Origin of the sequence: Pseudomonas sp. CFBP 8770 (genome assembly GCF_014841705.1) — a bacterium.
GTDB lineage: Bacteria > Pseudomonadota > Gammaproteobacteria > Pseudomonadales > Pseudomonadaceae > Aquipseudomonas.
This window is the reverse complement of the sequence record NZ_JACYUL010000001.1, coordinates 192884-205425: the sequence shown is the minus strand read 5'-3', so window position 1 is coordinate 205425 and position 12542 is coordinate 192884. Positions and strand designations below refer to the sequence as shown.

Genomic DNA, 12542 nt, shown 5'->3' with positions numbered 1-12542 from the left:
AATTCCGGTAATACGGCGTGCCCTCGGGCAGGTCGTGAATGATTGCTCAACGCTGGGCCCACAACACCAGCACGTCGGTGCTGAACGAGCCATTGTCGTCGATCTGGTAATACTCGCGCACCTCGGCGCCCATGGCTTGCTGCAAGGTGCGGATGGCCGCGCGCATGACCTCGGGGGTGCGCATGCGCTCGACCCACGAGGCGTATTCCAGGCGCAGGCGCTGGCGAGTGTGCCCGCGTACCTGCAGACCCGCTTCATTGACTTGGCTGAGCCATTCGCCGGCACTGTAGTCGCGCACGTGGCTGGTGTCGCGCAGCACTTCGACGCTTTGCAGATAGGTATCGAGCAGCGGGCTGCCCGGCGACATCACGTCGATGAAGCAGGCCACGCCACCGGGCTTGAGCACGCGGCGCACTTCGCGCAGGGCCAGGCCGAGGTCGCTCCAGTGGTGCGCCGAATAGCGGCTGAACACATAGTCGAACTCGCCATCGGCGAACGGCAATCGCTCGGCCGGGCCGAGTTGGGTGCTGACATTGCCCAGCCCTCGCTCGCTGGCGGCGCTGGCAACCACGTCGAGCATCTGTTGCGACAGATCATAGGCGACCACCTGCTTGACCAGTGGCGCGCAATGAAAGCTGACGTGGCCGGCGCCACACCCCAGGTCCAGCAGCCGAGCCTCGGACTGGCCCGCCAGTTCCGCCTGGAGCAGCGCAAATTCCGCGCCCTGGGCGTGAACCGTGCTGCTCAGATAGGCCGAGGCCTGTTCGCCGAACTGTTTCTGCACGACTTGGGTGTGCTGGGTCATGGGCTGGGCTTCCTTGTGCCTGGATTTTCGGTGGCCTTGCGGGCCTACATCAATCAATCACGAAACAGCCAAGGCTGGCTCGCCCGATGCTTAGCCTCGAACGTCGCAATCGCCTCACCGTCCTGCAAGGTCAGGCCGATATCGTCCAACCCATTCAACAGGCAATGCTTGCGAAACTCGTCGATCTCGAAGCTGTAGACCTTGCCGCTCGGGCTGGTCACGCTCTGGGTCGCCAGGTCCACGGTCAACTGGTAACCCGGCGCGGCCTCGACTTCGTGGAACAACTCATCCACTTGCTCATCGCTGAGGATGATCGGCAGCAAGCCGTTCTTGAAGCTGTTGTTGAAGAAGATGTCCGCATAGCTCGGCGCGATCACGGCGCGAAAGCCGTACTCGTCCAACGCCCAAGGCGCGTGCTCGCGGCTGGAACCGCAACCGAAGTTCTCCCGCGCCAGCAGCACGCTGGCACCTTGATAGCGCTGGTGATTGAGGACGAAATCCTTGTTCAGCGGACGCTTGGAATTGTCCTGATAAGGCTGGCCGACATCCAGGTAGCGCCACTCGTCAAACAGGTTCGGGCCAAAGCCGGTGCGCTTGATCGACTTCAAGAACTGCTTGGGAATGATCTGGTCGGTGTCGACGTTGGCACGATCCAACGGAGCGACCAGACCGGTGTGTCGAGTGAAGGCTTTCATGCTGCGTTCCCCTGGATCAATTCACGAACGTCGACGAAACGACCGACGACGGCGGCTGCGGCGGCCATGGCCGGACTGACCAGGTGGGTACGCCCACCGGCGCCCTGGCGGCCCTCGAAGTTGCGGTTGGAGGTCGAGGCGCAGTGCTCGCCCGACTCCAGCCGGTCCGGGTTCATCGCCAGGCACATGGAGCAGCCCGGCTCACGCCATTCGAAGCCCGCCTCGAGGAAAATCTTGTCCAGACCCTCGCGCTCGGCCTGCGCCTTGACCAGGCCCGAGCCTGGCACGACGATGGCCTGCTTGATGGTCGAGGCCACCTTGCGGCCCTTGGCGATCACCGCAGCGGCGCGCAGGTCTTCGATGCGAGAATTGGTGCACGAGCCGATGAACACGCGGTCGAGCTGGATGTCGGTGATCGCCTGGTTGGCGGTCAGGCCCATGTATTTCAAGGCACGCTCGATGGAACCGCGCTTGACCAGATCCGACTCGCGCGCCGGGTCCGGCACGTTCTGGTCAACGGCCAGGACCATTTCCGGTGAGGTTCCCCAACTGACCTGCGGCTTGATCTGCGCCGCATCCAGGCGCACCACGGTGTCAAAGTGTGCATCGGCGTCGGACACCAGCCCTTTCCACGACTCCACCGCCTTGTCCCAATCGGCGCCACTGGGCGCGAACGGCCGGCCCTTGACGTAGGCGACGGTCTTTTCATCGGCAGCCACCAGGCCGACGCGGGCGCCGGCCTCGATGGACATGTTGCAGATGGTCATGCGGCCTTCAACCGACAGATCGCGAATGGCGCTGCCGGCAAACTCGATGGCATGGCCATTGCCGCCGGCGGTGCCGATCTTGCCGATCACGGCCAGCACGATGTCCTTGGCGGTCACGCCAAACGGCAAGGTGCCTTCGACCAACACCTGCATGTTCTTCATTTTCTTGGCCACCAGGCACTGCGTGGCGAGCACGTGCTCGACCTCCGAGGTACCGATGCCATGGGCCAGGGCACCGAAGGCGCCGTGGGTCGAGGTGTGCGAATCGCCGCAGACCACGGTCATGCCGGGCAAGGTCGCGCCCTGCTCCGGACCGATCACATGGACGATGCCCTGGCGTACGTCGTTCATCTTGAATTCGGTGATGCCGTACTCGTCGCAGTTGTCGTCCAGGGTCTGCACCTGCAGACGCGACACCTGGTCGGCGATCGCGTCAATGCCGCCCTTGCGTTCCGGGGTGGTCGGCACGTTGTGGTCGGGGGTGGCAATGTTGGCGTCGATGCGCCACGGTTTGCGGCCGGCCAGGCGCAGGCCCTCGAACGCTTGGGGCGAGGTCACTTCATGGATGATGTGACGGTCAATGTAGATCAGCGCCGAGCCATCGTCGCGCTGCTTGACCAAATGCGAATCCCAGAGCTTGTCGTAGAGCGTTTTGCCGGCCATCAGACGTTTCCTCATCAGTCTTGCTGTCTTTTCTATGCCAATAACCGCTTGGCTTGTAGGGGTGATGCTATGAGGTTATCTTGAATAACTCAAATTCATAATTTTCATACTTTGGATAACCAAAAGGAATCCGCGCATGGACCTGGCCAGTCTCAATGCCTTTATAGCCATCGCCGAAGTCGGCAGTTTTTCCAAGGCCGGGGATCGCCTGCACCTGACCCAGCCGGCAATCAGCAAACGTATCGCCGGGCTGGAGTTGCAGTTGGGCGTGCGTTTGTTCGATCGCCTGGGCCGCGAAGTCAATCTGACCGAGGCCGGCCGGGCCCTGCTGCCGCGCGCCTACCAGATTCTCGATGTGCTGGAGGACACCCGCCGCGCCCTGACCAACCTGAGCGGCGACGTGACCGGCCGCTTGACCCTCGCCACCAGCCACCACATCGGTCTGCACCGATTGCCCTCGCTGCTGCGCACCTACACGCGGATGTACCCCAAGGTCGCCCTGGACATCCAGTTTCTCGACTCGGAAGTGGCTTATGAAGAGATCCTGCACGGACGCGCAGAGCTGGCGGTGATCACCTTGGCGCCCGAGCCCCATCACTTGGTGCGCTCGGTACCGGTGTGGCATGACCCGCTGGATTTCGTCGCTGCCCCCGAGCACCCACTCGCGCTGCAGGCGGAGGTGAAGCTCAGCGATATCGCCGAACATCCGGCGGTGTTTCCGGGTGGCAATACCTTCACCCACCACATCGTCAGCCGCCTGTTCGAAGCGCAGAGCCTGAGCCCGAACATCGCCATGAGTACCAACTACCTGGAAACCATCAAGATGATGGTCTCGATAGGGCTGGCGTGGAGCGTGCTGCCGCGCACCATGCTTGACGAGCAGGTGGCGCGCTTCCAGCTACCCGGTGTGCAGCTGAGCCGCCAGTTGGGTTATATCCTGCACACCGAACGGACCCTGTCGAATGCGGCGCGGGCCTTCATGGCGCTGCTCGACGACCAGGCCGGCACATTGGCTGCGGCTGGATCAGAGCTGGGGGCCGAGCAATAGGCGGCCGCTGCTGATCAAGGTGGCATAGCCGCCGATCTTGACCCGTTCGCCTTCCATCCGGCAAAACAGCTCGCCACCACGGGCCGAGCATTGATAAGCGGTGAGGCTGGTCTTGACCAGACGCCTCGACCAGTACGGGATGAGGCTGCAATGGGTGGAGCCGGTGACCGCGTCTTCGTCGATGCCGATGGCAGGAGCGAAGTAGCGCGAAACGAAATCCTGATGGTCGCCCCGGGCGGTGACGATCACCCCGGGCCACGGCAAGCGCGCCAGGGCCGCCATGTTCGGACGACACTGGCGTACCGCCTGCTCCGACTCCAGCAGGACGAACAGCGATGCCGCCGCCATCACATCGACCGCTTCGCAACCCAGGGCACGTTCCACCTCCAGGGTCAGGCCCAACTGCTCCTCGGGCATCATCGCCGGGAAGTCGAGCCACAGGCGGTCGCCCTCGCGGCTGACGGTCAGGTTGCCCGAGCGGCTGGCGAACGACAGGCTCGACGCTGTCTCGCCATAGACATGAAACAGCACGTAGGCGCTGGCCAGGGTGGCATGGCCACACAAGGGCACCTCGGTGCGCGGAGTGAACCAGCGGATGTGCCAGCCCTGAGCCTCGCGAACCATGAACGCGGTCTCCGCCAGGTTGTGCTCGGCGGCGATCTTCTGCATCAGCTCGTCGGCCAGCCAGCTGTCGAGGCGGTAGACCATCGCCGGGTTGCCAGCAAAGGGATGTTGGGTAAACGCATCGACCTGATGGAAATCCAGTTGCATGGCAATCCTCGCTGTTGCGGAAAGGGGTTAGTGGCCAAGCCATCTGGCTATCGGCGTTCGACTGGTCAAGTCGATGAATAATTTCCTTGGTTCATCAGGCGCGGCCGATATCGGCGAAGCGTCCTTGGGTATGCTCGGCCAGCAGCTGCGGCGCCAGCTCGACTTCCAGCCCGCGCCGACCGGCGCTGACGAACATGCTGGGCAATGCCTCGGCGGTTTGATCGATGAAGGTCCGCAAGCGCTTTTTCTGCCCCAGCGGGCTGATCCCGCCCAACAGATACCCGGTGGCCCGCTGCGCCGCCTGCGGATCGGCCATCTCGCACTTCTTCACGCCGGCTGCCTGTGCAAGCGCCTTGAGATCCAACGTGCCGGTCACGGGCACCACCGCCACCAGCAGCTCGCTCCTTTCGGTCGCCGCCAGCAGCGTCTTGAATACCTGCGCGGCGGCCAGACCGAGCTTTTCCACCGCTTCCAGCCCATAGGAAGCCGCCTTGGGATCATGTTCATAGGCATGCACCCGATGCTCGGCGCGGTGCTTCTTCAAGAGGTCCAGGGCGGGGGTCATGCAGGGACTCCAGACAAATAAAAAACATGCCCGGCATTAGGACACAGGCAGGCAAGCCACGCCAACCGTGGCTTTGCCGGAAATGCGCGGAAAAGTTCGCACCCACTGAACGAACTCGTTCGCTTTCGACCTTTGACAGCGGCGTTTCTTGTCTATATTTTTTCGTTTGTGAAGATAGGCACGATAGTACAATGTGCAAGAAGGCTGTACTGCGGCGTGCGATGGGGATCGTACGACGGCAGATTCCAGGCGCCGAAAACCGCGTCAGACAAAAAAAACAATTGGGGTAATACACGATGACCGCACAGCAACAACCGACCCTGTCGGGCCAGTGCACGGCCGAGTTTCTCGGCACAGCACTGCTTATCTTCTTCGGTACAGGCTGCGTCGCGGCGCTCAAGGTCGCAGGTGCCAGCCTGGGACTCTGGGAGATCAGCATCATCTGGGGCGTCGGCGTGAGCATGGCGATCTACCTGACGGCCGGCGTGTCCGGGGCCCATCTGAACCCGGCAGTCAGCATCGCCCTGTGCCTGTTCGGCGGCTTCGAGAAACGCAAACTGCCTTTCTACATTCTGGCTCAGGTGGCCGGCGCGTTCTGCTCCGCGGCGCTGGTATACACGCTCTACAGCAGCCTGTTCTTCGATTACGAACAGACCCACGGCATCGTCAGGGGTACGCAAGCGAGCCTTGAAACGGCCAGTATCTTCTCCACCTACCCCCATGCGGCGCTTTCCGTCGGTCAGGCCTTCCTGGTCGAGATGGTCATCACCGCCATCCTGATGGCTGTGATCATGGCCCTGGGCGACGAGCACAACGGTCTTCCGCGCGGTGCCATGGCGCCCCTGCTGGTCGGCTTGCTGATCGCCGTGATCGGCAGTGCCATGGGCCCGCTGACCGGCTTTGCAATGAACCCGGCCAGGGATTTCGGTCCAAAGCTGATGACGTTCATCGCCGGGTGGGGTGAAATAGCCTTCACCGGCGGCCGCACGATTCCCTATTTCATCGTTCCCATCGTGGCGCCGATCGTAGGTGCCTGCCTGGGCGCCGGCGCCTACCGGGTACTGATCGCACGCCATTTGCCAAGCTCGGCCAGCGAGTCGGCCGAAGCGTCCGCATCGAAGGTGCAGGCCTCCTGAGCCTGCGCAAACACCACATTCCGCATTTATTGCACACTTGCGCAAGGCCATCGACATGACCGATACCGACAACAAGAACTACATCATTGCCCTGGACCAAGGCACCACCAGCTCCCGGGCCATCATTTTCGACCGCGACGCCAATGTCGTCGGCACCTCGCAGCGCGAATTCGTCCAGCACTACCCGCAGGCCGGCTGGGTCGAGCACGACCCGATGGAAATCTTTGCCACCCAGAGCGCGACCATGGTCGAAGCCCTGGCCCAGGCCGGGTTGAGCCACGCCCAAGTCGCAGCCATCGGCATCACCAACCAGCGTGAAACTACCGTGGTGTGGGACAAGAACAGCGGCCGCCCCATCTACAACGCCGTGGTATGGCAGTGCCGACGCAGCACCGAGATCTGCCAGCAGCTCAAGCGCGATGGCCTGGAAGACTACATCAAGCAGACCACCGGGCTGGTGGTCGACCCGTACTTTTCCGGCACCAAACTCAAGTGGATCCTCGACAACGTCGAAGGCAGCCGCGAGCGCGCACGCAACGGCGAGTTGCTGTTCGGCACCGTCGATAGCTGGCTGATCTGGAAATTCACCGGCGGCAAGGTGCACGTCACCGACTACACCAACGCCTCGCGCACCATGCTCTTCAACATCCACACCCTGGAGTGGGACGAGAAGATGCTGCAGACCCTGGACATCCCGCGCGAGATGCTTCCAGAGGTCAAGTCTTCGTCGGAAATCTATGGCCATACCAAGAGCGGCATCGCCATTGCCGGCATCGCCGGCGACCAGCAAGCCGCCTTGTTCGGCCAGATGTGCGTCGAGCCTGGCCAGGCCAAGAACACCTATGGCACCGGCTGCTTCCTGCTGATGAACACCGGCAAGAAGGCCGTGACGTCGCAGCACGGGATGCTCACCACCATCGGCTGCGGCCCGCGTGGCGAAGTCGCCTACGCCCTGGAAGGCGCCGTGTTCAACGGTGGCTCGACCGTGCAGTGGCTGCGTGACGAACTGAAGATCGTCAACGACGCCTACGACACCGAATATTTCGCCAGCAAGGTGAAGAACACCAACGGTGTCTACCTGGTCCCGGCATTCACCGGCCTGGGCGCGCCCTACTGGGACCCCTATGCCCGTGGCGCGCTGTTCGGCCTGACCCGCGGCGTACGCGTCGACCACATCATTCGCGCGGCGCTCGAATCGATTGCCTACCAGACCCGCGACGTGCTCGACGCCATGCAACAGGACTCCGGCGAGCGCCTGAGCGCCCTGCGCGTGGATGGCGGCGCGGTGGCCAACAACTTCCTCATGCAGTTCCAGGCCGACATTCTCGGCACACCGGTGGAGCGTCCGCAGATGCGCGAAACCACGGCACTGGGCGCTGCCTACCTGGCGGGTCTGGCTTGCGGCTTCTGGAGCAGCCTGGATGAATTGCGCGGCAAGGCCGTGATCGAACGCACCTTCGAGCCTCTGCTCGACGAAACCGGCAAGGAAAAGCTCTACGCCGGCTGGAAGAAGGCCGTCGAACGCACCCGTGACTGGGAACCGCACGAAGAGCAGTGATCGGGTAAGCGCACGGGCCGGGCAATTCCGGCCTGTGCAATTGCGGTCCATGGAATCACTTCTGGCGATGGGGCCCGTTCCTGCGGCATCATGCTTCCTTTTGCATGGCAGCCAAAGGAAGCCCCATGAACCTGCCTCCCCGCCAACAGCAGATCCTCGAACTGGTACGCGAACGCGGCTATGTCAGCATCGAGGAAATGGCCCAACTGTTCGTCGTGACGCCGCAAACCATCCGGCGTGACATCAACCAGCTGGCCGAGGTCAACCTGCTGCGCCGTTACCACGGTGGCGCCGCCTATGATTCAAGCATCGAGAACACGGCCTACGCCATGCGTGCCGACCAGATGCGCGACGAAAAGCAGCGCATCGCCGAGGCGATCGCCGCACAGATCCCCGACCACGCCTCGCTGTTCATCAACATCGGCACCACCACCGAATCCATCGCCCGCGCACTGCTCAACCACAGCCACCTGAAGATCATCACCAACAACCTGCACGTGGCTTCGATCCTCAGTGGCAAGGACGACTTCGACGTGCTGCTGGCCGGCGGCAACGTACGTCGTGACGGCGGTGTGGTGGGCCAGGCCAGTATCGACTTCATCACCCAGTTCAAGGTCGACTTCGCGCTGGTCGGTATCAGCGGCATCGACGAAGACGGCAGCCTGCTGGACTTCGACTATCAAGAGGTTCGCGTCAGCCAGGCGATCATCGCCAATGCGCGCCAGGTCATTCTGGCCGCCGACTCGAGCAAGTTCGGCCGCAATGCCATGGTCCGCCTGGGCCCGATCAGCCTGATCGACTGCCTGGTCACCGATCAGCCACCCGTGCCTGCGCTGCTGCAATTGCTGCAACAACACAAGATTCGTCTCGAAATCGTCTGACCCTTGGGCAGCGGCGCAAGCCGCCCTGCCCTGCAGCAACCCCCCGCCTGGCAACGCCAACCTTATGCCGCATTAGCGTCATATGTTCGTATTTCTTCGCTTTGGCACCCTTCGATCAACAATTTCCATCATCTTCGACTGGCTAACCCCTTCGTATTGGGCTAGTATTTTCGGAATTGAACATTGATGTTCGAATTCAAAGCACTCATTCGAACGCTCCTTGATAAACGCAGGAGGCTGCCATGCCCCATTCGACCTTGCCCCGCCAACCGCTGGCTGAAATCTACGACGTCGCCGTGATCGGTGGTGGCATCAATGGCGTGGGGATTGCCGCCGACGCTGCCGGGCGTGGGCTTTCCGTGTTTCTCTGCGAGAAGGACGACCTGGCCAGCCACACCTCGTCGGCCAGCAGCAAGCTGATCCACGGCGGCCTGCGTTATCTGGAGCATCACGAATTCCGTCTGGTCCGCGAAGCCTTGGCCGAGCGCGAAGTGCTGCTGGCCAAGGCCCCGCACATCGTCAAGCCGATGCGTTTCGTCCTGCCGCACCGGCCCCATCTGCGCCCTGCCTGGATGATCCGCGCCGGCCTGTTTCTCTACGACAACCTGGGCAAGCGCGAAAAGCTGCCGGGCTCGCGCAGCCTGCGTTTTGGCGCCGACAGTGCGTTGAAGCCGGAGATCACCCGCGGTTTCGAATATTCCGACTGCTGGGTCGACGATGCCCGCCTGGTGGTACTGAACGCCATGGCCGCGCGGGAAAAAGGCGCGCACATCCACACCCGCACCCGCTGTGTCGACGCGAAGCGCGTAGACGGTGTGTGGCAGGTCAATCTGCAGCGCGAGGACGGCAGCACGTTCACCCTCAAGGCGCGCGCACTGGTCAATGCGGCCGGCCCCTGGGTAGCGAAGTTCATTCGTGACGACCTGCAGCTGCAGTCCCCATACGGCATCCGCCTGATCCAGGGCAGCCACCTGATCGTGCCACGCCTGTACGAAGGCGAGCAGGCGCACATCCTGCAGAACGAAGACCAGCGCATCGTGTTCACCATCCCGTACCTGGATCGCTTCACCATTCTGGGCACCACCGACCGGGAATACACAGGCGACCCGTCCAAGGTGGAGATCACCGACGCCGAGGCTGACTACATCCTCAAGGTGGTAAATGCCCACTTCAAGAAGCAGGTCAGCCGCAGCGACGTCGTACGCACGTATTCCGGTGTTCGCCCACTGTGCAACGACGAATCGGACAATCCATCGGCCATCACCCGCGACTACACCCTGTCGCTCAGCGGCGGCCAGGGCGAGGCGCCGATCCTTTCGGTGTTCGGCGGCAAGTTGACCACCTACCGCAAGCTGGCCGAGTCGGCCATGGCCCAGTTGAAGCCATTCTTCGCGCAGATGCGTGGTAGCTGGACGGCGACCAGTGCCCTGCCCGGCGGCGAAGACATGAGCACACCGCAGGTCCTGGCGCAGGACATGCGGGTGAAAGCTCCCTGGCTGCCGAACGGTCTGGCCGAGCGTTGGGCGGTCAGCTACGGCAGTCGCAGCTGGCGCTTGATCGAAGGTGCACAGTCGGTGGCCGATCTGGGCGAGGAGCTGGGCGCGGGGCTGTTCAGCCGCGAAGTCGATTATCTGTACGAGCAGGAATGGGCCACGCGCAGCGACGACGTTTTGTGGCGTCGCAGCAAGCTGGGGCTGTTCGTCGACGAGGCGGCCTCGGCTCGCCTGGATGCGTACCTGGCGAAGGTCGACGCCAGCCGGGCCAACACCCAGGCGGCTTGAGCGCTATCAGCAACGAAAAACGCCCCGTAAGGGGCGTTTTGCATGGTGCGCGGCGGGCCCGGAGGGCTCAGCGCCGGGGACGCTGCCGGGGCCGGTGGTTATCGGCCGGAATGGGCACAGGCTGTGGTGGCGGCGGCACCAGCCCCAGTGCGACAGCCAGATCATGGAGCCAGTTGTACAAGTTACCGTTCATATCGCCCCCCTTCAGGGAAAAGCCCGAACGACGGTCATGGTCCGTCGCTTGTATTCGATCATAGCGCTAAGCGACGTAGGATGCATTCACGCACTTGTGTCGAAAAGTCGCAGTCCTACGTATTGATCATCTGACAGACAAGTAATTCATTACCTTATCCACGTTCTCAACCGTCGGCGCACCCACTGTTCGGCGCTGACCAAGGTAATGCCCAGCAGCACGAGCAGCGCGCCCAGGATGAAATTCACGCTCAGCGGTTCACCCAGCAACAGCACACCGAACGTTACGCCGAACACCGGGGTCATGAACGAGAACACGGCCAGGTTTGACGCCAGGTAGCGGCGCAGCAGCCAAAACCAGATCAGGAAGCTGGCGAAAGACACCACCACCCCCTGGAACAGTACGCTGACAATACCGACCGGGGTAAAGCTGACCTGGGTGAACTGGCCCGTAGCCAGAGCGATGATCAACAACCCGACCACGCAGACGATCAACTGGTAGAACAGCGTCAGCGTAACGGGCGCGTCGGAGAGTCGCGAGGTGCGCACCACCACCGTGGTCGCGCCCCAGCACAAGCCCGCCATCAAGCCCAGCGCATCACCCAGCAGCATGCGCCGGTCCAGATGTTGCCAGGAAATTCCACCGGCAAAAGCGAAGGCAATACCGCTGAACGCCAGGGCGATGCCGAGCCATTGCAGGGGCCGCAGGCGCTCTGCGGGTAGCAGCGCATGCAGGCCAAGCGCAGTGAAGACCGGGGCGGTGTAGAGAAACACCGACATATGCGCCGCAGAAGTCAGTTTAAGACCCTCGGCAATGAACAAGAACTCCAGACCGAACAGCGAACCGGCCAGCAGCCCGGCGCGCCAGGTGTAGGGCACGTGCGCCCAGCCCCCGCGCCAGCACATCAGTGCGGCCACCAGGACCGCAGAAATGCCCGAGCGCATGGCCGCCTGCATCACCGGGGCGATATCGGGCGCCGCCCATTTTATGGTGACCTGCTGGATACCCCAGATCAGGCACAACCCGAGCATGACCTTGAGAGCGAACCCATCGGGCTGACGGCGTTCGATGCTCATCGGCGAATTGACCACGACATGACGATGCCTTCAGGCAATGAGGAATCGCCAGTGTAACAAGCCACGCGTCACAAGGCTTTCGCGGCCACTGACCGCTCCCACATCGGCATACCGCATCACCCCTGTGGGAGCGGTCATCGGCCGCGAAGAGAGCAACACGGTTTCAAGCCATGCCAAAGGCTCAAACAATCTGCGGTTTACTGGCCAACTCATCGAAGGTAGCCGGATCCAGCGCATCTTCCTGCTCGTCGAGCACTTCCAGCCCGTGATCGTTATCGGGGATGCTGCTGTCGAGCAGGCTCAGCAGGCTGGAGCCACGCATCGTCAACTGGAAATTGCGGCCCGTGCCACCTTCGCTGTCAGGACGCTGCTCGATGAACCCGCGCGCCAGCAACAGCTTTTCATAGTCTTGCGCCTGGGTTTGCAGCTGGTCGACGGCAGCAGGCGTGTCGCCCTGCGCGGCGGTTGCATCGGCGTGGTCCTGGGCATAGCGGTGCACAGTGAAATCCCGATTGGCGCCGTTCTGCACTTCGTGCAAAAGCCGCTCGATCAACTGCCAGTCGTAAGTGGTCATCCGGAAGAACCTCCAACACATGAGTGAAA

At 62.5% G+C, this 12542-nt stretch carries 13 protein-coding genes; 5 read left to right on the top strand and 8 right to left on the bottom strand.

The genetic code is table 11. The annotated features are described in order from the left end of the window. Positions 1 to 46 precede the first annotated feature (46 nt). The 3 genes from IFT98_RS00905 to leuC are packed head-to-tail and all read right to left on the bottom strand — an operon-like array spanning position 47 to position 2930. The gene (locus tag IFT98_RS00905) at positions 47 to 805 is read right to left on the bottom strand and encodes a class I SAM-dependent methyltransferase (protein ID WP_192049733.1); all 759 of its coding nucleotides are present in this window, start codon (positions 803 to 805) and stop codon (positions 47 to 49) included. Between the two features lie 53 nt (positions 806 to 858). After that, on the bottom strand, positions 859 to 1500 hold the full coding sequence (gene leuD, locus IFT98_RS00900; protein ID WP_192049735.1) for a 3-isopropylmalate dehydratase small subunit: 642 nt from the start codon (positions 1498 to 1500) through the stop codon (positions 859 to 861). Then, positions 1497 to 2930: a 3-isopropylmalate dehydratase large subunit gene (leuC, locus tag IFT98_RS00895; RefSeq protein WP_122713207.1), complete on the bottom strand. Its 1434-nt coding sequence runs from the start codon at positions 2928 to 2930 to the stop codon at positions 1497 to 1499. The genes leuD and leuC overlap by 4 nt, the downstream gene beginning before the upstream one ends. 136 nt (positions 2931 to 3066) lie before the next feature. Between leuC and IFT98_RS00890 the strand changes: the two genes are divergently transcribed. Next, a complete protein-coding gene (locus IFT98_RS00890) occupies positions 3067 to 3978 on the top strand; it encodes a LysR family transcriptional regulator (protein ID WP_192049737.1) in 912 nt (303 codons plus the stop codon). Here IFT98_RS00890 and IFT98_RS00885 read toward each other — a convergent pair. Both IFT98_RS00885 and ybaK read right to left on the bottom strand, forming a co-directional pair. Continuing rightward, positions 3955 to 4749, bottom strand: coding sequence for a PhzF family phenazine biosynthesis protein (locus IFT98_RS00885; protein WP_192049739.1), 795 nt, complete (start codon positions 4747 to 4749; stop codon positions 3955 to 3957). The two genes, IFT98_RS00890 and IFT98_RS00885, sit on opposite strands and share 24 nt — an antisense overlap. 94 nt (positions 4750 to 4843) lie before the next feature. Further along, complete coding sequence (gene ybaK, locus IFT98_RS00880; protein WP_122713210.1) at positions 4844 to 5314, bottom strand: Cys-tRNA(Pro) deacylase; 471 nt, start codon at positions 5312 to 5314, stop codon at positions 4844 to 4846. 296 nt (positions 5315 to 5610) lie between these two features. On the opposite strand from ybaK, the gene IFT98_RS00875 reads away from it, so the two are divergent. From IFT98_RS00875 to glpD, 4 genes are all read left to right on the top strand, one after another. After that, positions 5611 to 6450 (top strand): MIP/aquaporin family protein, encoded by an 840-nt coding sequence (locus IFT98_RS00875; RefSeq protein WP_192049741.1) that lies wholly within the window; start codon positions 5611 to 5613, stop codon positions 6448 to 6450. A gap of 55 nt (positions 6451 to 6505) precedes the next feature. Beyond that, entirely contained in the window at positions 6506 to 8008 is a 1503-nt protein-coding gene (gene glpK, locus IFT98_RS00870) for a glycerol kinase GlpK (protein ID WP_122713609.1), read from the top strand. Between the two features lie 125 nt (positions 8009 to 8133). Beyond that, on the top strand, positions 8134 to 8889 hold the full coding sequence (locus tag IFT98_RS00865; RefSeq protein WP_043187404.1) for a DeoR/GlpR family transcriptional regulator: 756 nt from the start codon (positions 8134 to 8136) through the stop codon (positions 8887 to 8889). 242 nt (positions 8890 to 9131) lie between these two features. Next, a complete protein-coding gene (gene glpD / locus IFT98_RS00860) occupies positions 9132 to 10670 on the top strand; it encodes a glycerol-3-phosphate dehydrogenase (protein ID WP_192049742.1) in 1539 nt (512 codons plus the stop codon). A gap of 67 nt (positions 10671 to 10737) precedes the next feature. On the opposite strand, the gene IFT98_RS21100 is transcribed toward glpD, so the two are convergent. The 3 genes from IFT98_RS21100 to IFT98_RS00850 all read right to left on the bottom strand — a co-directional run bounded on the left by IFT98_RS21100 (position 10738) and on the right by IFT98_RS00850 (position 12513). After that, positions 10738 to 10863 carry a PA1414 family protein gene (locus IFT98_RS21100; protein WP_286916280.1) on the bottom strand — a complete coding sequence of 42 codons (126 nt, stop codon included), beginning with the start codon at positions 10861 to 10863 and terminating at the stop codon, positions 10738 to 10740. Positions 10864 to 11012: 149 nt separating this feature from the next. After that, on the bottom strand, positions 11013 to 11939 hold the full coding sequence (locus IFT98_RS00855; RefSeq protein ID WP_192049744.1) for a DMT family transporter: 927 nt from the start codon (positions 11937 to 11939) through the stop codon (positions 11013 to 11015). A 181-nt stretch (positions 11940 to 12120) separates the two neighbouring features. Continuing rightward, complete coding sequence (locus IFT98_RS00850; protein ID WP_192049746.1) at positions 12121 to 12513, bottom strand: transcriptional regulator; 393 nt, start codon at positions 12511 to 12513, stop codon at positions 12121 to 12123. Between the last annotated feature and the right edge of the window lie 29 nt (positions 12514 to 12542).